Origin of the sequence: Mucilaginibacter sp. PPCGB 2223 (assembly GCF_001705515.1) — a bacterium.
Lineage (GTDB): Bacteria > Bacteroidota > Bacteroidia > Sphingobacteriales > Sphingobacteriaceae > Mucilaginibacter.
Genome location: NZ_MDJS01000004.1, coordinates 606,221 through 625,752, shown reverse-complemented (window position 1 = coordinate 625,752; position 19,532 = coordinate 606,221). Strand labels below are relative to the sequence as shown.

The window sequence follows — 19,532 nt, the reverse complement described above, 5'->3', positions numbered from 1 at the left end:
TTTTATGATGTATAATGATGTCTTTGATCTTTGCTCCTTGTTCCTTACTCAAATCACAAAACCATCAACCCCTTCGCTTCAAAACTTAACACCCGTTTAGGGTTGGTCTTTATTTGATGCTCTTTTTTCCCTGCAACGGTGTCGCCGGCAAAGTGCTGCATATCGTCGGCAATAAATTGTTTTTGGGCCACACCTTCAATTATTACCTGGCGCCCCCTCAAGTCAGTTGGCAGGTTGATACCATAATCGCGAAAATGCACTTTGATGATACGCCCGCTGCCTCCATCCATCTCAAACCATCCGCCATTGGATTGGGTTACCCGCAAAACCTTACCGCTTATAGTGGTTGATACCCGCACTTTTTTACCCATAAAGGCTTCGAGCTTATAGGCAGGCATCATATCCAAAGTATTAACTTTTTGCCCGTACAGCATACCATGCGGCAGCGGCGTATGTTTTTGAGCTATAACAGCATGGCCAATAGCCATGAGGAACAGGATGGAGGTGAATGTTTTCATCTGACGGGTTTTTTATATATGTAACAATTGCAGCATACACTTGGTTCACTACTGTTAATTATTGTTAAAAAACTTTATTTTTGATATGCATTGGCTATTTTCGGAACCGAAATTCATCTAAAATTCATCTTTGGCCAACACCTTTATCGCCATGAAAAGAAACTTACCTGCATTATTTGCTCTGTCGTCTATATTAGCGTTTATCGCATTGTTGGGTACAGGCTGTAGCAAAAGCGATACCACTACGAGCAGTATTGTGCCTGGTGTGCAAACAACTAATGTTATCGCTAATGTTACTTCTGCAGGCGCACAAAGCGGTGGTAATATTATTTATAACGGAGATGATACCGTTACCGTTCGCGGCATCTGCTGGAGCCCGACCAACTCGACACCAACAACTTCCGACAGCAAGACCATCGATGCGGTTGTAGAAAAGTCTTTTACGTTAAATTTAACCGGCTTAACGGCCAATACCACCTACTATGTCAGGGCTTTTGCAACCAGTACCGCCGGTACCGGTTATGGCAGCGTGGTCAAATTCACCACTACTTCAACAACTACCATGCCTACAGCCGTGGTAAGTACATTTGCCGGTAGTACAACCGCGGGTAATACCAACGGGACGGGCACCGCAGCGCAATTTAATACACCCAAGGGTATGGCTGTGGATGCAACGGGCAACCTGTATATTGCCGATTCATTTAATAACTCGGTAAGGAAGGCAACTACCGGAGCGGTGGTAACAACCCTGGCCGGCAGCGGTACCTTAGGTTATGTTGACGGAATTGGCTTAGGTGCGCAATTCTACTCGCCGCAAGGGGCCGTCGCCGATGCTAACGGCAATGTGTACGTGGCCGATTATGGCAATAATATGATCAGGAAGATCACCGCAGCGGGTGTAGTAACCACTTTGGCGGGCAGCGGCACACCTGGCTATGCCGATGGTACCGGTACAGGTTCGGCGTTTAAAAGCCCGCGTGGTTTAGCCATTGACGGCAGCGGTAACCTGTACGTGGCCGATATGGGCAATAACCTCATTCGTAAAATTACTTCGGCAGGCGTGGTAACTACAATTGCCGGTTATACTTCCGGCGGTTATATAGATTCTACCAGTACAGCGGCGGCATTCAGAAGCCCGAGCGGCATCGCCATCGACGCTGCCGGCGCCAACCTGTATGTAAGCGACCAGGGCAATCACGCTATTCGTAAAATAGTCATATCGTCAGGCCTGGTAACAACCATTGCCGGCACCTATACGCAAAGCAAAACACTGAACAGCCCCTGCGGTATCACTATAGATGCCAACGGAAATTTGTATTTTGTAGACACAGCGGGCCGTGTTATGGAACTAACTTCGGCTAAAGTATTGTATACATTGGCGGGCAGCAGTACTGCGGGTTTTGCTAATGGAACAGGCGCCGCCGCGCAATTTAATGCCCCGCAATCGCTGGTGCTTTACCAGGGCGCTTTGTATGTGCTCGATTCGGGTAATAACCAGGTTAGGAAGCTGGTGCTGCAGTAGAGAGCCCCTCCCGTCACCTAAAGGGGAAGCCTTTGATTGACTTTACGCCAGTGGGATTACAAATTCCAATATTATATTAGTCCGGATTACAAATCCGGACTAACTAAAGACACTTACACACCTGCCATTTTTCAATTTGCACGTCAGTTTCCCCTTTTAGGGGTTAGGGGGCTTTATCCAAATAATAAATTAAAAGCTTCCTCTATCCGGCCAACGGGTTTAATATCGATATTGTAGCGCGACAGATCGAGCGATTTGTTGCCTTTTGCTGCCGAAGGCATATTGTATTTGGAGATAAATATCTGCTCAAAACCTAATTTCTGTGCTTCGGCAATACGCTGCTCAACACGGTTAACGGCGCGTATCTCGCCGCTCAGGCCAAGCTCGGCAGCAAAACAGGTCTTAAACGGAACGGGAATGTCCTGGTGCGAAGAAACAATAGCGGCAGCCAGGCCCAGGTCGATCGCCGGGTCTTCAACCCGGATGCCGCCTGTGATATTCAAAAATACATCCTGGGTACCTAAGCGGAAGCCACAGCGTTTTTCTAAAACAGCCAGCAGCATATTCATGCGTTTGGTATCAAACCCGGTTGCCGAACGCTGTGGCGTGCCATAAGGCGAGGTGCTCACCAGGGCCTGGGTCTCGATGAGCATAGGCCGTAATCCTTCGAGTGTGGCGGATATGGTGACGCCGCTCAAAGGCTCGTCGCGCTGTGATAAAAGGATTTCCGATGGGTTGGATACCTCGCGCAAGCCTTCGCCTAACATTTCGTAAATACCCAGCTCGGACGATGAGCCGAACCTGTTTTTAATGGAACGCAATATCCGGTAAACGTGGTGCCTGTCGCCCTCGAACTGTAATACAGTATCCACCATGTGCTCCAGTATTTTTGGCCCGGCTATCATACCGTCTTTAGTAATGTGGCCGATCAGGAAAACAGGCGTGGCCGTTTCCTTGGCGAAACGCAGCAGCTCGGCGGTACATTCGCGCACCTGCGATACACTGCCCGGGGTAGATTCGATGTGTGCCGAATATAAAGTCTGGATCGAATCGACAACCACCAGGTCGGGCTGTAGCTGCTCAATCTGTTTAAATATATTTTGGGTTGAGGTTTCTGTTAAAATAAAACAGCCTCCTCCCGCTTTGCCCGCGTTCGGCGCCAGGCGCTCGGCGCGCATTTTGATCTGCCGTTCGCTTTCCTCGCCCGAGATGTACAGCACTTTCATCCCTTGCATATTCATGGCCAGTTGCAGCATCAGGGTTGATTTGCCGATGCCCGGCTCGCCGCCGATGAGCACCAGCGACCCCGGTACAATGCCTCCGCCCAATACCCGGTTGAATTCTTTATCGGGTGTAAGCAAACGGGTGTCTTCCTCAAAAACCACTTCCGAAACCAATACGGGTTTGTTGGACCGTTGGGTAGAGGTTGAACCGGTAGCCTTCCAATCAGGAATGGAACCATTACTTTTTTCGATGATCTCTTCGACAAAGGTATTCCATTGGTTGCAGCTCGGGCATTTGCCCAGCCATTTAGGCGATTCGTAACCACAGCTCTGGCAGAAGTAGGAAGTTTTTGTTTTAGCCACTTTTATTGGATGTGCAAATATGCGTATATGCAAATGTGCGTATTTGTTATTAAAAACTAAAATTGTTAGTAATTTTGTTGCCGTAAAATGGTATACACTGCTTGTAGATTTTAACGGCATTTTGTACTTTAGTACTACACCTCATGACTGACATTACCGAAATAACATCCCTCATCCGGCTTCTGGACGACCCCGACCAGGAGATATTCACCCACGTGCACGATAAGCTGCTGAGCTATGGGAGCGACGCGGTTGAGTTCCTCGAAGCCGCCTTTGGCGAGGCATTCGACCCGATATTGCAGGAGCGCATTGCCAACCTGGTGCACGAGATACAGTTTCGTGGCGTTAAAGATGAGCTGAAACTGTGGTACCATGGCGGCTCGTTCGACCTGTTACAGGGAGCGCTCATCGTGAACAAATACCAGTACCCCGATCTGGATGAGCAAAAGGTGATCAACTACATCGAAGCCATTAAACGCGACATCTGGATACAGATGATGTATGATGCGAGCCCGGGCGAGCAGGTGAAGCTCATTAACCACGTATTTTACAATATCTACGGCTTTAGCGGCAATACCACCAACCACCAGGACCCGCAGAACAGCTACCTGAGCCAGGTGATCGAAACGCATAAAGGCAACCAGATATCGCTGGCCATTATTTACAGTGTGATTGCCCAAAAGCTGGATATCCCGATCTATGGCGTAAACCTGCCGCAGCATTTTATACTGGCCTACGTCGACGAGACGAAGCTCGACGAGATTGAGAACGGCGTGCTGTTTTACATCAATACCTTTAATAAAGGTTTCATCTTCGGCCGGCGGGATGTAGACCAGTTTTTAAAACAGCTCAACCTTAAATTCGACCCGCAGTTTTACGAACCCTGCAGCAATGCCGATATCATCCGCCGCGTGCTGCGTAACCTCATCAGCAGTTACGAACGCAGCGGCAACCAGGAAAAGGTGGACGAACTGAACGAACTGCTCGACATTATGCTGGAAGAGAAGCATTGAGTTGTTAAAATTCCCTCCTTGGGGAGGGGCGCGTTGGGCAGTGATGTGGCAGGGAGGGGTTTATTAGCCAAGCCAGTCGCAGATAACCCCTCCTTACACCCTCCCAGGGGAAGGAATCGCACATGCCCCAATGTTTCCGACTAATAATTTTCGTAATTTTACGTATGCAATCTGCCTACCATAAATACAACCAAAAATTTCAGGAAGCCTTATTAACCCTAAACCCACAGCAATTGGCGGCCGTCAATAAAATGGATGGCCCGGTGCTGGTGATTGCCGGGCCGGGTACGGGTAAAACGCAGATACTGGCTGCACGGATCGGTAAGATACTCACCGAAACCGACGCTTTGCCCAATGAGATTTTGTGTTTAACCTATACCGATGCAGGCGCGGTAGCTATGCGCAAGCGCTTGTTCGATTTTATCGGCCCGGATGCTTATCGGGTTAACATTTATACTTTCCACGCTTTTTGTAACGAGGTGATCCAGGAAAACCTGGAGTACTTTGGCAAAATGAATCTGGAGCCGCTGAACGATCTGGATGCGGCACTGCTTTTTCGCGAACTGGTGGATGAACTGCCTAACGACCATTTGCTGAAGCGCTTTACCGGCGATGTGTATTACGATGTACCGCGGCTGAAAAGTTTGTTCAGCACCATGAAGCGAGAGAGCTGGGATATCGGCATGATTGAGCGGGCGGTAGAGGCGTACCTTACCGACCTGCCCCTGCGCGATGAATACATTTATAAGCGCGCCAATCCGAAAGCCGGTATAGCTATCGGCGACCTGAAGCAAAAAGACATCGACGCCCAAAAGGTAAAGATGGACAGCCTGCTGGCGGCCGTAAAGCTGTATGACATCTACACAGACAAGATGAGGGCGCGCGGCATGTACGATTACGACGACATGATCATCTGGGTGCTGCGCGCCTTCCGCGAGAATGCGGAAATATTGCGTAAATACCAGGAGCGTTACCAGTATATCCTGGTGGATGAGTTCCAGGATACGAGCGGCTCGCAGAATGAGTTATTGAAGTTTATCCTCAATTATTGGGAAACACCCAACGTTTTTGTGGTGGGCGATGATGACCAGTCGATCTTCAAGTTCCAGGGTGCCAATATGAAGAACATCCTCGATTTTGCAGGCGATTATGTGAACACGCTGTACACCGTTGTGTTGAAGCATAACTACCGCTCAAACCAGCATATCCTCAATATTTCGCGGGTGCTGATCGATAATAATCAGGAACGTTTGACCCGGCAACTGGATCTCGATAAAAACCTGGCCGCTGCTCACCCGCGCTTTGCCGACCTGGAGGTTGAACCGCAGGTGCGCGAGTACGAAAATGCCGACCAGGAGATCGTCGACGTAGCACAGCAGATAGAAAAGCTGGTGGCCGGTGGCATTGAACCGGGCGAGATAGCCGTGATCTACCGTAACCACAGCCAGGTAGAAGAGCTGATCCATTTTTTGGATCAGAAAAAGATAGCGGTAAACACCCGCCGCAAGATCAACGTGTTTGAATTGCCCTTTGCCGAAAAGATCATCAATATACTGGATTACCTGGCTATGGAGCTCGACTCGCCCTACAGCGGCGATGAACTGCTGTTCGAGATCATGCATTACGATTTCTTTAACATCCCGCCCATCGAGGTAGCCAAGGCCAGCATCAAGGTATCCAAAGATAACTTCGGTACTTTTAATAATAATCAGCCTAAAACATCGCTGCGCAGGCACATTGCCGAAATGCGCACACCGGTACGGCCCGGCTTATTTGACGCCGTGCAGAACCGGGAGATGAAATTTTTGATCAGCGATATTGAATATTTGCTGAAAGCTGCAGCGAGCCTTACTCTGCAGCAGCTTTTTCAGCAGGTGATCGCCAAGATGGGCATCCTGAAATATATTATGCAGCAGCCCGATAAAGGCTGGCACATGCAGGTGCTCACCAGTTTGTTCGACCTGATCAAGGACGAAAGCCGCAGGAAGCCCGATATTGCTCCGGGCGAGTTCATCGCCACCATTAACCTGATGAAGCGCAACAACATCAGCCTTGAGCTGAACCAGGTCATCCATACTGGTAACGGCGTTAACTTTATGACGGCCCACGGCTCAAAAGGCCTTGAGTTTGAGTACGTGTTTTTGATAGGCTGCAGCAAAAGGATATGGGACGGCAAAGGCCGCAACAACGGCTTTGCTTACCCGGATACATTGACCCAGGCATCGGCAGATGATATCGCACAGAAGGAAGAATCGCGCAGGTTGTTTTATGTGGCGCTTACCCGGGCCAGGCAATGCCTGATGATCTCCTATCCTGGCAAGGATAAAAACGGTAAGGAGCAGGAAGCATCGCAGTTTATTGGTGAGATACTGGCGCAAACGCACCTGGCGATCCATCATCCGCAGGTAAGCGAAGATGCTATGCTCGATTTTTATGCCACCCAGTTCAGCGAGGCCGATAAGCCTAAGGTGGAATTGCTGGATAAGAACTATATTGACCTGCTGCTCGAAAATTATACCCTTTCGGTAACACACCTGAGCAATTACCTGGATTGCCCTTTGAAGTTTTATTTCCAGAATCTGATCAAGGTGCCATCGGGTAAAAGTCCGGCTGCCACCTTTGGGCAGGCAGTGCACTGGGCATTGAACAAGGCTTTTCGCGATATTAAGGATAACGTGGGCAACTTCCCGCCGACAGAGGATTTTATGCGTGAGTTCCGCTGGTTTATGTACCGCAACCGCGATTCGTTCACCAAAGAGGATTTTAAGCTGCGGATTGATTTTGGCGAGAAGATTTTACCGCCGTACTATGAGCTAAACGTGCCCCGCTGGAATAAGATAGCCATTACCGAACGATCCATCCGCAACGTTGAGCTTGATGGCGTGCCGATAAAAGGCAATCTCGATAAAATTGAGTTTACCGGCAAGCAGGTAAACGTGGTGGATTATAAAACCGGTAAATACAAAAATGCTAAGGATAAATTTAACCGGCCAAACGAAGCCGACCCTAATGGCGGCGACTATTGGCGGCAGGCGGTTTTTTATAAGATACTGATAGATCACGACCGCAAGCACGACTGGGATGTGGTGAGCACCGAATTTGAGTTTGTAGAGCCGGTAAGCGAGGGCGAGTACTATAAAGAGAAGGTAGTGATCACCCCGCAGGACGTGGCCGATGTAACTGCCCAGATCAAAACCGTTTACCAAAAAATATTAAACCACGAGTTTAGTACCGGCTGCGGTAAAAAGGAGTGCGACTGGTGCCATTTTGTGCGCAGCAATTTTGAGCAAACCGGCGAAATGCTCGAACACTCTGCCGAAGAAGAAAATTAACAACTATAAACAATGGAAGATAACAGGATTTACAAAGTGGTGGTAAACCACGAAGAGCAATACAGCATCTGGCCGGTTGACAGGGAAAATGCTTTGGGCTGGAGTGATGCCGGAAAAACCGGAACCAAGGAAGAATGCCTGGAGTATATTAAAGAAGTATGGACAGATATGAGGCCGCTCTCGTTAAGAAAGAAGATGGAAGAGATGGAGCGAAACCAAGGGAAATAAGCAGGTGCCGTAATCAGGTTCTTCGTAATGAGGCTAGGAGGAAAATACGGGCTACACTTCCAAATAATCAACCAACAATCCCTGCAAAATCTCTACCAGTTCGGGGTCATTAAACGGGTAGTTATCCTCAATATTTAAGACGATTAACTCTTTCCCGGTAGAAGTAAAACGCTGTTTGATCAGGTCGCGGTGTTTGCGTTCCATCACGAAGATCACATCGGCCCACTCGATAAGCTTTTGCGATACTTTGATTCGCGCTTTATCGCTGGTGCCTGCTGACCTTGCGTTATGTACGGGACGATTTTTAAACAATAACTCGGCCGTTGGGCTGCGCCATTGGTTTTTACTGCAGATGAAGAGAAGGTTAGGCAAAGGGGGGATTATTTTACATGTTCAATAAGCCACTGTTTGATCTCGTCAAAGCGTATGGTACCTGTACTTGCAGAGATAACCATTTCATATTTTTCCTCCTCAGTAGCATCGATCGTTTGGCCGCCTGCATCTATCAATGCTTCCATCAAAACATATCCGGTACGCTTGTTACCATCTATGAAAGGATGATTGATCAGGATGCTTTCAAGTATTGCTGCGCCTTTTTCAATAAATGTTGAAGATCAACGCCATCAAAGGTTGCATGAGGGCGAGCTATCGCGGCTTCTAAAAGGGCAATATCCCTAACACCTGTGCCACCTCCAAACTGTTTAATAAGCTCATTATGAATTTCCTGAACTTCAGATATCTTAATCATTTAGCCAATCTTTCAAGCAGGCCACGGTTCTCGTTGATGATCTTATGCAAGTTTTTGGTTAGGTTAACTTCATTTGCCGGATGGGATTGCGCTTCCCTTTCTTTTGCATAATTCAAAATCTCCAATAAAACGTCTTCAGATACATGGTCAAGTACCTGATTTATTTCGCTTTTTATTTCTGCCGTACTCATACTCAAATTTAGCAATAACCCGTATCAAATACAACCATAAGCTTGCAATCTCATCATTTTATGGTGTTTAATAGAACAATAAAAGCGCTTTTGCAATACATGCATTTATAGTACGGCATTTTGATCAATACCGCCCTTATACCGTTATTTACCAGCAATATCGCGGAGATTAAGCCCGCCATACCAAATGGTAATAAAACCAATAAACACTACCGGATCCCCGTCCTCTTTCATAAATCGCGGAAGCCATAATAGCAAAGCAAAATCATACCGATGCATAGCATAGCCTTTATTGTATAATTCCGGCGGCTGCGAAACCTGATATGATCACTTTTACATTTGAGGCAGCACCTCTTGCTAACTGTGTTTGGAACAGTAAAGTAGTTTTTTGATGTGTGAAGTTTAAGTTCGGCCTCTATTAACTTTTGTTATCGCTATGTCGTTGGTCCGGATTTCAAATCCTCATCAACTGAGGTGCTTGCAGTATTTTAGGTTTAAGTTACGCTTTGCTAAACTTAGACCAGTGAGTGTTTACAACACGTCAATGGCATGCAATCGACAAAATACGTTAAGCACTCGTTATAAACGAGCGCAAAAGGATAACACTACTCCTGATTATCTATATATTCCATTTTTATCAGATGATTCTTATTTTCATCAAAATAAAGCAACCATTGTTCGGCACAGCGCTGTTTGCAACTTTCTACTACGACACCTCTATACTTATCTAAATCTGTTCCTGGAAGCCCTTTTTCAACAGATTTTGGATACCACTTTTTTACATCCTTAAGAGTTGTTTGGTTGTTTATTTTACGGTTATCAATTAATAAATAAGCATTTGGCGACCGTTTAAAATCTATCGACCTTAATGTGACGTTATCTCCGTATCGTTCAAAAACCCACCCTTTAAAATAAAGATATTTGATATCATCATCCTCAACAACATAATAATAGGCTGCGTGATTCTTTTTGCTCGTACTGTCTTCACTCCCCAAAATAGTTAAAACATACTTGTAGGTGGTACTAAAGTTAATAGCGCCATTAATTTTTACATCGCCAATGTATTCTACTGTATCAGCGGCAATAGATAAAGCTTTGTTATTTCCAGCACATGATGCTAAAAAACACATCAAACCCAATATTAAGTATTTCATGATATTTATACTTAGCCGCCTCAACATCATCTGCACATCCTCGCATTTGCACATCAATTCCTCTTCCCCGCCATTGCCATATAATCCAAAGTCAAATTACACAAAGCCTTCACCCCCAAAGTAAACCCGCTTTCGTCGATAAAAAAGTCGGGCGTATGGTGTGCAGGGGCGGTAACCGGGTCGGCGCCTTTGGGCAGGCCGCCCAAATGGAAAAATATACCCGGCGCTTTTTGCTCGTAAAAGCTAAAATCTTCGGCGCCGGTTTCACCCTGGCGCAGCTTCACATTATCAGCACCGGCAGTTGCTTGCAAAGTCGGCAGCATTTTGGCTACCAGGGCAGGGTCGTTATAAGTAACCGGGTAATGGTTGCTGTAAGGTATTTTGAGTTCGGCGGTGGCATTGTTGGCCTCGGCGGTTTTGGTAGCGATCTGCTTCACGCGTTCGATGATCATTTTCTCATCCTCATCGCTAAACGTGCGGATGGTGCCCAGCATGCTTACCTGTTCGGGGATGATGTTCGACCGGTTACCGCCGTTAATGGCACCGATGGTTACTACAGCCGGGTTGGCGGTAATGTGCAGGTTGCGGCTCACTACGGTTTGGAGGTTGTTGATGATCTCGGCCGAGGTTACGATCGGGTCGACACTGGACCATGGGTACGCGCCGTGCGATGAGCGGCCCTTAACGATGATCTGCATATCGTTCACCGCGGCCATATCGCCGCCGGGGCGGTAGGTAATGGTGCCCGCCGGTTGGTACGACTGGATATGCAGCCCGAACACCACATCCACCTTCGGGTTTTCCATCACGCCTTCTTTTACCATTTGTTGTGCGCCGCCAACCTCACCCGGCGGCACGCCCTCTTCGGCCGGCTGAAAGATGAATTTTACCGTACCGCGCAGCTCGCTTTTCATCGAAGCCAGCACCTCGGCAACGCCCATCAAAATTGCCGTGTGCGAATCGTGCCCGCAGGCATGCATTACACCGACGGTATTACCCATATAGGCCGTCGTGGCTTTCGAGGCAAAAGGCACATGGGTACGCTCGGTAACCGGCAGCGCGTCCATATCGGCGCGCAGCGCCACTACCGGGCCGGGTTTACCGCCTACTAATAAACCCACCACGCCAGTTGTAGCTACACCGGTCTTTACTTCTATCCCTAACGACTTAAGATGCTTAGCCACAATATCTGCCGTGCGGAACTCATGGTTTCCCAGTTCGGGGTGCTCATGAAAATCCTCGCGCCAGGCAATGATCTTTTTTTCGATGGCGTCAACACGTTTGGCAACTTCGGCTTTGGTAATATTTTGTGCAGCTGATACGGTAACGCTTAAACCGCACAGGATGGTGAGCAGGGGTTTCTTCATGATAAGGGTAAGTTTGGTTAAATATAACAGATAAAGCGGAGATGGGCAATTCAAACTAAAGTAAGTAGCATGAAGATGATATGAGTGGCAGTAGCACGAGCAGTAGCAGGAAAACTTCAGTTACTTAAGATTCTCGTTATGGCAGAACGAGTTATAAAATTATAAAAGAAACTTCAGACTACCACTGCAGCTAAAGACCTGATACTTTTAATAAGGGCGTTGCCTGCCGCCCAGGCTGTGCGCTCATACTGCACAGGCATTAGCCACAGGGCCGCCCAAAGTCCACCACATGGCCGGTATCCCTGCCTGCCGGCAGGCGGGCGCTGCTATCACTAACGCAAATACGGTTTTGCACTAAAAACTTCGGTTCAAACCCGTCGGCAAATGAGCGGACATCGGTTGCAATTCAAAGAAGCAAAAAAACTAAACCTATGCTAATGTTCAAAACAAACTATAATCAAACACCTGCGAAGCAACAGCGATGGCAAATACAATGACCCCGATAATCAAAATAACCAAGCCGTTTATTCGGCTGGTACGAGTGTACGCGTAAACCCGCTCACCATTCGGTAAAGTTTTTTTAAACTTCCACATCATCGCACCGATGAATATTCCCAAAAAGCCACCCAAAAAAGCCGTCAGGTAACCGATGATGATCCACGTCGCTTCCGATTCCTCGGGGCGGGTCAGCGCCTCAATCTCCTCTTCCCAGTATTCTTCAACCTGCTCATCTGTTGCAGGTGCGCCCCGTTCATCCAATATTTTACGGGCCAGCACCTGGTCGAAGGCGGTCCATTCGGTGCTGTTTTTCAGCACATTGTGTAGTTCATCATCACTGAAACTGTATAAGGGATAATTCGGGTTAACATCCTCCACAGTCTTTTCTTCATATACCTCCAAAAGGATATTCACTGTGTTAAAATCCTGTGGCCGAAGTTTAATCACATATTCCAGGCTCAGCTCGGCGCCGGATGACTGCAGAGGATTAACGATCAGCGGACTCGTCTCCACCTCGTAAGGTATACGGTTGTCGTCGAGCAGATCGGTGAGGCCGCCGGCAAAAGCCATGTCGTTAAATTTCCTGAAAGTCAAAAATTCCGGTTCCATCGTGTATAGCTTGATCCTGGCGAAAGTTTTTTATCGCTTTTTAAGTTCGGGGCTTGTGTATACCAACGTGCGCAGGCGGGTTATTGTTATGCCAGCACCGATCTGGTGTGCAGTAAAGGTTGAAGGAAACCTGCACACTATAGGTATAAGCAAAAATAAGATATAATTTTCTATTGATCTGCTACTATACACTCCCAAATTATTCACAATTACACCTTTTGTATTGGTTTTTTGGCCTTTGATGCCCTTTAAAAAATAATTGAAAATAAATTTGCGTAACTCACAAGTTACATATACATTTGCGTAACTTACAAGTTACTCATTATGGCAAAGATCATTCAACACCAGATTTTTTACCCCAACCCGGTAACCGATGTTTGGGAGTACCTCACCGTATCCGAGCTGATAGCGCAATGGCTCATGCCGACCGATTTTAAACCCGTTGTCGGCCACGAATTTCAATTTAAACCCGGCTGCATGGATGGCTGCGATTTCGACGGCACTTTTTACTGCAAGGTTTTAGAAGTAACACCGTACAAAACGCTGTCCTATTCCTGGAACTTTAAAAGCCTCTCCGGGAAATTAAACACATCGGTAGTAAACTGGACATTAACCGAAAAAGACAATGGCACCGAATTACTGCTGGTACACCGCGGTTTCGAAGGCGAGCAGATGCTGCCGATTTTCAACCTCATGAACCCAGGCTGGGCACATCATATGACGAAACTCTCAGAAGCCTTAAATCCCGAAACCAGTTTAACAGCAAACGCTTAACATTTCAAAAAACTATATCATGGCAAAGATCATCCAACACCAGATTTTTTACCCCAACCCGGCAACCGATGTTTGGGAGTACCTCACCGATCCTGAGCTGATGAAGCTCTGGCTCATGCCTACCGATTTTAAACCGGTTTTGGGCCACAAATTTAACTTCACGGCCAAGCCCATGCCCGATTTCGACTTCGACGGGATATTCCATTGTGAGGTATTGGAAGTCGTTCCTTTTAAAAAGCTTTCCTACTCCTGGGATTTTGGCCCCGGAACCGGATTTTTAAACCGCTCGGAAGTGCATTGGACATTGACCGAGACAAATAACGGCACCGACCTTTTGCTCATTCACCGCGGCTTCGAAGGCTCCGAAATGCTGCCGATCTTCGACGCGATGGACAAAGGCTGGTTGGGCAACATCAAAAAAATACTTAAACTATTAAACCCCGAAAACGATGGAGCAGCAACGGCTTGACGCATTCCAGGTAATTGCCGATCCGAGTCGGCGGCAGATCTTATACCTGTTATCAAAAGACAGCCTGACGATTAACGCTCTTGCCGAAAACTTCGACATGAGCAGGCCCGCAGTATCCAAACACATCAAGGTGCTGCAAACCTCGGGTTTTATCTCGATCGAGGATGTCGGCCGCGAGCGCTATTGCTCACTGCAGCAGGACGGCTTTAAGGATCTGCAAAAATGGCTCGAATACTATGATGCATTCTGGGCCAATAAACTACAAAAACTGGGTAATTTATTAAACGAAAAAGCAAAAAAAGAATGAAAACACATGATTTTACCTGCAGTATAACTGCGGATGTTACAGCTGAAGAAGCTGTAAGTGCCATCGGCCAGGTAGACCAATGGTGGGCAAAAACTTTCGAAGGCAGCGCACAAAACCTTAATGATGTTTTTACCGTGCGGTTTGGCACTACCTATGTCACCTTCAGGGTGAGCGAAATGGTGCCCGGCACACGCGTTGTTTGGGACGTTACCGATAGCCACCTGCCCTGGCAAAAAAACATCACTGAGTGGACCGGCACTAAAGTGATCTACGATATTTTATCCGTCGACGGCAAAACCACCATCAATTTTACCCACGAGGGTTTGCGGCCCGGTGTAGAGTGCTACAAGCAATGCGAGGCCGGCTGGACGGAGCATCTCACCGAAAGCCTGCAAAAATTACTGAACGAAGGCGTGGGCGAACCGGCTTAAATAATTAAAAATTTAAAAAGCATAAAACAATGAATGAGCAAAATTTCACGATGACCTTTTTGGTGGATCAATCGCCAAAAGAGGTTTTTGATGCGGTAACCAATGTTGCCGGGTGGTGGTCCGAAACCGTCGAAGGCGGCACCCATAACCTTAACGACGAGTTTAGTTACCGCCACGGCGACCTGCACTACTCCAAACACAAGCTGATCGAAGTCGTCCCCAACAAAAGAGTGGTATGGTTGACGACAGACAGCGAACTGACTTTCGTCGAAAACAAAACCGAGTGGACCGGCACCACCATCATCTTCGATATTGCCGAAAAAGATGGCAAAACAGAGTTAACTTTTGTACATCAGGGCCTGGTGCCGCAATTTGAGTGTTATAAGGCCTGCTTTGGCGGCTGGACTTATTATCTGCAGGAAAGTCTTTTGCCACTCATTACTACCGGCAATGGCAACCCGGATAAAAAACAGGACGCTTCTCTTTTGGAATGGGGCTAAAAATTGGCGGCCCGAAAGATATGGTAAACAAAAAAGGATGGCCTCACGCCATCCTTTTTGTTGAATTAAGATCTGGCTATTTTTTCTCAGGTACCAGTATCAGTTTGATCAGGTTGCTGCTCAGGTATTTGTTGGCAGCGTCCTTTACACTCTGTGCAGTTACCTGGTCGAGGTTTTTGGTCAGGTTCAATACTGCATCCGGGTCGGTTTCGTATTGTGCAGTGCGGGTGAGGTATGTTTGCCAGTAACGGTTCTCGCGCATATTTACCTCGATGCTGCGTTTCTGCTCGGCAACAAATTTCTGGATATCTGTTGCTTCAGGGCCGTTTTGTTTGATTTTGTCGATCTCATCAATAGCGGCAGCGATCAGTTTATCAACATTGGCCGGCGCACAACCGAAGAAAATAGTAACGCTATAACGCCCGTTTGGTAATTTGCTATAATTTGCACTTACGCCCGGCGAGTAAACACCGCTCTCTTTCTGACGTAAACGATCCAGCATCCTGAACTGTAATATCGCACCCAAAGCATCAACCTGTATGTTGTTGGCTTCGTTGTAAGTGTATTCGCCGGTATAGGCTAACTGTACGGTGGCTTTATCGCCAATGCCTTTGTAAACCGTTTTGGTTATCTGGCCGGCCGGCGGGGCAATATGCAGGTTTTTGTAGGTTTCGCTGCGTTTGGCGGAAGGCAGACCGCCAAGGTATTGCTCCAGCAACGGTTTTATCTTTTCTACATCAAAGCTGCCGGTCAGGATAAAGGTGGTCGTGCTGGCGTCGGCAAAACGATCCTTATAAAAATCAAAAGCTTTATCCAGGCTGGCGTGGTTTACCTGGTCGAGCGTTACAGACATGCGGCGGAAGTTGTAGTTGCTCATTACGGCATTTACCGTATCCTGGAAAACGCTTGCAGGGTCTAAACCTTTGTTAGCCAGCGATGCTTTGATCTGTGTCAGGTTCGATTGCCAGATATCGGCATCCTTACGTGGCTGGGTATAGTACAGGTAGATCAGCTGCAGGGCCGTTTCCAGGTCCTTAGGCGATGAGCTGCCATTGATACCCTGCGAAGTTTCGCTGATATAAGGCGAGATGCTCAGGTTTTTACCGGCCAGCATTTTGCCCAGTTGTATCTCGGTCATATCGGCAATGCCGCTGCTGCCAACAATATCGTCGGCCATGTTATCCGAAGGGAAATCGGCGTCGGGCGCTAACGATGTACCGCCAAAGCTGTAGCCGTTGATCAATATCTGATCATTTTTAAAATCGGTAGGTTTCAAGATCACTTTAACACCATTACCCAAAACCAATGCGGTAGTGCCAATGGCCGGGTCTTTATGTTCGGAGACCACTTTAGTACCGGCGGGTATTTTTTCGAGCAAAGGTTTTTTGCTCACGTTGTCTACATAAGCGGTTACGTTTTTACCGGCTCCGTCAACCCAGCCTTGCAAAGTTGCTTCGGCAGGCAGTTTGTCTTTTTCTTTTTCGGGAGCTTCAACAATGATATCTCGGCTTTGGTTACTGATGAACTTGCCGGTCAGGGCATTCACATCGCTCAGTTTTATTTTGCCCAGGTTCTCTTTATAAAAATTGTATTCGTATTCGATGCCAGGTATACCTTCGCCTTTTAAAAAGTTTTGCTGGTACTCGTTCACAAAGTTGATCGAACGGGTCTTGTCTTTTTCTTTGTAGGCATTCTCTATCCCCGTAAGCGCATTTTGCTTGGCGCGATCCAGTTCAGATTCGGTAAAACCAAACTTGCGGGCGCGTTCTGTTTCCTCAACAGCGGCGGTAATAGCTTTTTGCAACTCGCCCGGTTTGGCCACGGCAATGGTCGTAAAGGCATTCAGTCCGCCTAAAAAACTGCCATAATTGGCCTGTGCGAACAGGAACGGCGGATCGGCCTTTTGCGTTAACTCGCTTAAGCGGTTTCCCATCATGCTGTTAAACAAAGCTATCTGTAGGGCCCGGATATAATCTTCCTTGGTTCTGATAGGTGCTCCCGGATGTTTTACGATCACCTCAGCGATGGTATAAGGCAGTTCCTTGTCAGTCACGATCTTTACTTTGGTGCCCGGGCTCAAAGCCACGTTATATTTAGTTCGCGGGCGCTCGTTAGCCGGGTTTTTCAATGCCGAGAAATCTTTCCTGATCAGTTCTTCCACATGTTTCGGATCAAAATCGCCAACGGCGATCACCGCCTGCAGGTCGGGGCGGTACCAATCGTGGTAAAAGCTTTTGATCACTTCTGGCTTAAATGTTTTCAGGATATCTTCTTTACCGATAGGGATGCGCTCGGCATAGCGCGAGTTATTAAAAATGATTGGATAGATCATGTGCGAAAGGCGTTCCTGCGCGTTCTTTCCGCGTAAACGCGATTCTTCCAAAACAACGCCGCGCTCGGTATCGATCTGGTCGGTATCAAAACTTACGTAACCTGCCCAGTTTGCCAGGATATTGAGGCCTGTTTCGAATATTTTGGCACTGTCGGTCGGTAAAGGAAGCTGATACACGGTTTCATCAAATGAAGTATACGCATTCAAATCGGCGCCAAATTTTACACCCGATTTTTCGAGGTAATTGATCAGCTCTTTTTTAGGGAAATCGCGTGTGCCCTTAAAGGCCATATGCTCGGTAAAGTGGGCAAGGCCCTGCTGCGCATCGCTCTCTAAAACCGAGCCTGCTTTGTTAACCAGGTACAGCTCGGCACGGTTTTTAGGTTGGCTGTTTTTGCGGATATAGTAGGTTAAGCCGTTAGGCAGTTTACCAATAATAACCGCCGGATCTATCGGCAGCAGGTCTTCCTTTTTGGAGGCAGCTGCGGTTACGACTTTGGTTTTAGCCGGAGCCTTTGGTTTGGTTTGTGCAAAACCAGTGCTAACTGCTATGGCCATTAATGCAGCAATCGATAACGAATAATTTAATTTCATAAAAAAGTGGTGATTTTATTTAAAGATGCGAAACGAACAGTTTAGTTACAAACTCGGCGTACAATTATTTGGGGATGATGAAATTATTTGCCCTTTGATTGGATAATCAATTGATATGTAGTTAGTTGTAATATGCTCTCGTTTTTTTGCCCTAAAAAAGCGATATTTAGCCAAAACAGAATTACGTTTTGGCCGATACTACATCTTCGCAACGCTTATGGAAAAGTTTTAAAGGCAATAAATTAGCCCTTGCCGGGCTGGTTTGTATTGTGTTAACCGTTGCGATAGCAGTATCAGGGTACCTCATTATGCCCGATAGTACCCCCCAGGCCAATAACATGACTATTCAGTTGAGTATCAAAAAACCGGGTTCGGTTTTTATCATGCTGCAGGTGCACAAAAGTCAGCCGGTTGAACACTCAAACTGGGTTAAAAAAATGTTGTACGGACAACCGGATAACTATACGAACGTGCCTATTACCGGGTATCGTTTTGCCGGCGATTCGATACAGGTAGACCAATACATAGGCGATGAGGATAAACCCGAAAAGACAGCTTATCATATCTGCGAAGTAGTAACAGGTACAAAGGGCGCTGTTAGAAGCAGCGAGCAGCGTAAAAATCTCCAGGTTCAGATAGCAGATCATCAAATCATCAAAAAAAAATACTGGCTCGGCACCGATATCTACGGCCGCGATTTGCTGAGCCGCATTATCCTGGGCGCGCGCATTTCTTTGGCTGTGGGCCTGGTATCGGTTATCATCAGTTTGCTGGTAGGGATTGTTATTGGCGCAGCCGCCGGGTATTATGGTGGGTGGATCGACAGCTCATTAAGCTGGCTCATGAATGTTTTATGGGCCTTACCTACATTATTGTTAGTTATCGCCATATCGTTTGCTTTGGGTAAAGGCTTGTGGCAGATATTTATCGCAATAGGAGTTTCGATGTGGGTTGATGTGGCACGCTTGGTTCGGGGGCAGGTAATGGGCCTGAAACAGTTCGAATTTGTTGAAGCAGCGAAGGCATTGGGCTTTAGCAATTACCGTATCATTAGCCGGCATATATTGCCTAATATTGCCGGGCCGATTTTGGTGCTGGCATCGTCAAATTTTGCCTCTGCAATTTTGCTTGAGGCAGGTTTGAGCTTTTTAGGATTTGGCGCGCAGCCGCCAATGCCAACCTGGGGAGGGATGATCAAGGAGCATTACGGTTATATTATTATGGATGCCGCTTATCTGGCCATGTTGCCCGGTTTGGCCATTATGCTGATGGTTTATGCATTTAATCTTGTAACCATTGGCCTGCGGGATGCGTTTGACATCAAATCGCAAAACACGAGGATATAGTTTTTTTAAATAT

20 protein-coding genes are annotated in these 19,532 nt (G+C 47.2%); 10 read left to right on the top strand and 10 right to left on the bottom strand.

Annotated features, from left to right (window positions below; translation table 11 throughout):
- Positions 1-53: 53 nt before the first annotated feature.
- Positions 54-518, bottom strand: a complete 465-nt coding sequence (locus BEL04_RS21145; RefSeq protein ID WP_066007216.1) for a DUF4920 domain-containing protein — start codon at positions 516-518, stop codon at positions 54-56.
- Positions 519-669: 151 nt separating this feature from the next.
- Here BEL04_RS21145 and BEL04_RS21140 point away from each other — a divergent pair, with 151 nt between their 5' ends.
- Complete coding sequence (locus BEL04_RS21140; RefSeq protein WP_139113132.1) at positions 670-2,040, top strand: NHL repeat-containing protein; 1,371 nt, start codon at positions 670-672, stop codon at positions 2,038-2,040.
- Positions 2,041-2,213: 173 nt separating this feature from the next.
- Here BEL04_RS21140 and radA read toward each other — a convergent pair whose 3' ends face one another.
- Positions 2,214-3,626 carry a DNA repair protein RadA gene (radA, locus tag BEL04_RS21135; protein WP_066007214.1) on the bottom strand — a complete coding sequence of 471 codons (1,413 nt, stop codon included), beginning with the start codon at positions 3,624-3,626 and terminating at the stop codon, positions 2,214-2,216.
- Positions 3,627-3,769: 143 nt separating this feature from the next.
- Here radA and BEL04_RS21130 point away from each other — a divergent pair, with 143 nt between their 5' ends.
- From BEL04_RS21130 to BEL04_RS21120, 3 genes are all read left to right on the top strand, one after another.
- Positions 3,770-4,639 (top strand): transglutaminase-like domain-containing protein, encoded by an 870-nt coding sequence (locus BEL04_RS21130; RefSeq protein ID WP_066007212.1) that lies wholly within the window; start codon positions 3,770-3,772, stop codon positions 4,637-4,639.
- A gap of 164 nt (positions 4,640-4,803) precedes the next feature.
- Positions 4,804-7,971, top strand: a complete 3,168-nt coding sequence (locus BEL04_RS21125; RefSeq protein WP_066007210.1) for an ATP-dependent DNA helicase — start codon at positions 4,804-4,806, stop codon at positions 7,969-7,971.
- 12 nt (positions 7,972-7,983) lie between these two features.
- On the top strand, positions 7,984-8,199 hold the full coding sequence (locus tag BEL04_RS21120) for an MbtH family protein (RefSeq protein ID WP_066007208.1): 216 nt from the start codon (positions 7,984-7,986) through the stop codon (positions 8,197-8,199).
- 51 nt (positions 8,200-8,250) lie between these two features.
- Here BEL04_RS21120 and BEL04_RS21115 read toward each other — a convergent pair whose 3' ends face one another.
- The 7 genes from BEL04_RS21115 to BEL04_RS21090 form a co-directional block, all read right to left on the bottom strand.
- Entirely contained in the window at positions 8,251-8,571 is a 321-nt protein-coding gene (locus BEL04_RS21115) for a low molecular weight protein tyrosine phosphatase family protein (RefSeq protein ID WP_066007206.1), read from the bottom strand.
- An 8-nt stretch (positions 8,572-8,579) separates the two neighbouring features.
- Positions 8,580-8,765, bottom strand: a complete 186-nt coding sequence (locus BEL04_RS24530) for a type II toxin-antitoxin system death-on-curing family toxin (protein ID WP_371327594.1) — start codon at positions 8,763-8,765, stop codon at positions 8,580-8,582.
- Positions 8,765-8,947, bottom strand: a complete 183-nt coding sequence (locus BEL04_RS24525; RefSeq protein WP_083228021.1) for a hypothetical protein — start codon at positions 8,945-8,947, stop codon at positions 8,765-8,767. The genes BEL04_RS24530 and BEL04_RS24525 overlap by 1 nt, the downstream gene beginning before the upstream one ends.
- Entirely contained in the window at positions 8,944-9,138 is a 195-nt protein-coding gene (locus BEL04_RS21105) for a hypothetical protein (RefSeq protein ID WP_066007205.1), read from the bottom strand. The genes BEL04_RS24525 and BEL04_RS21105 overlap by 4 nt, the downstream gene beginning before the upstream one ends.
- A 605-nt stretch (positions 9,139-9,743) precedes the next feature.
- Positions 9,744-10,292, bottom strand: a complete 549-nt coding sequence (locus BEL04_RS21100) for a hypothetical protein (RefSeq protein ID WP_139113131.1) — start codon at positions 10,290-10,292, stop codon at positions 9,744-9,746.
- Between the two features lie 53 nt (positions 10,293-10,345).
- Positions 10,346-11,659 (bottom strand): amidohydrolase, encoded by a 1,314-nt coding sequence (locus BEL04_RS21095; RefSeq protein ID WP_066007203.1) that lies wholly within the window; start codon positions 11,657-11,659, stop codon positions 10,346-10,348.
- Between the two features lie 441 nt (positions 11,660-12,100).
- On the bottom strand, positions 12,101-12,766 hold the full coding sequence (locus tag BEL04_RS21090; protein ID WP_139113130.1) for a hypothetical protein: 666 nt from the start codon (positions 12,764-12,766) through the stop codon (positions 12,101-12,103).
- A 324-nt stretch (positions 12,767-13,090) separates the two neighbouring features.
- On the opposite strand from BEL04_RS21090, the gene BEL04_RS21080 reads away from it, so the two are divergent.
- Genes BEL04_RS21080 through BEL04_RS21060 form a run of 5 tightly spaced genes read left to right on the top strand, consistent with a single transcriptional unit; the run spans position 13,091 to position 15,247 of the window.
- Entirely contained in the window at positions 13,091-13,540 is a 450-nt protein-coding gene (locus tag BEL04_RS21080) for an SRPBCC domain-containing protein (protein ID WP_066007198.1), read from the top strand.
- 19 nt (positions 13,541-13,559) lie between these two features.
- On the top strand, positions 13,560-14,009 hold the full coding sequence (locus BEL04_RS21075) for an SRPBCC domain-containing protein (RefSeq protein ID WP_066007197.1): 450 nt from the start codon (positions 13,560-13,562) through the stop codon (positions 14,007-14,009).
- On the top strand, positions 13,990-14,316 hold the full coding sequence (locus BEL04_RS21070; RefSeq protein ID WP_066007196.1) for a helix-turn-helix transcriptional regulator: 327 nt from the start codon (positions 13,990-13,992) through the stop codon (positions 14,314-14,316). The genes BEL04_RS21075 and BEL04_RS21070 overlap by 20 nt, the downstream gene beginning before the upstream one ends.
- Positions 14,313-14,747 (top strand): SRPBCC domain-containing protein, encoded by a 435-nt coding sequence (locus BEL04_RS21065; RefSeq protein ID WP_066007195.1) that lies wholly within the window; start codon positions 14,313-14,315, stop codon positions 14,745-14,747. Before BEL04_RS21070 ends, BEL04_RS21065 begins: the two co-directional genes overlap by 4 nt.
- Positions 14,748-14,776: 29 nt before the next feature.
- Entirely contained in the window at positions 14,777-15,247 is a 471-nt protein-coding gene (locus BEL04_RS21060) for an SRPBCC domain-containing protein (protein WP_066007194.1), read from the top strand.
- A 76-nt stretch (positions 15,248-15,323) separates the two neighbouring features.
- Here the strand turns inward: BEL04_RS21060 and BEL04_RS21055 are convergent, their stop codons facing one another.
- A complete protein-coding gene (locus BEL04_RS21055; protein ID WP_066007192.1) occupies positions 15,324-18,173 on the bottom strand; it encodes a pitrilysin family protein in 2,850 nt (949 codons plus the stop codon).
- Positions 18,174-18,361: 188 nt separating this feature from the next.
- Between BEL04_RS21055 and BEL04_RS21050 the strand changes: the two genes are divergently transcribed.
- Positions 18,362-19,519, top strand: coding sequence for an ABC transporter permease (locus BEL04_RS21050; RefSeq protein ID WP_066007190.1), 1,158 nt, complete (start codon positions 18,362-18,364; stop codon positions 19,517-19,519).
- Positions 19,520-19,532: the final 13 nt, after the last annotated feature.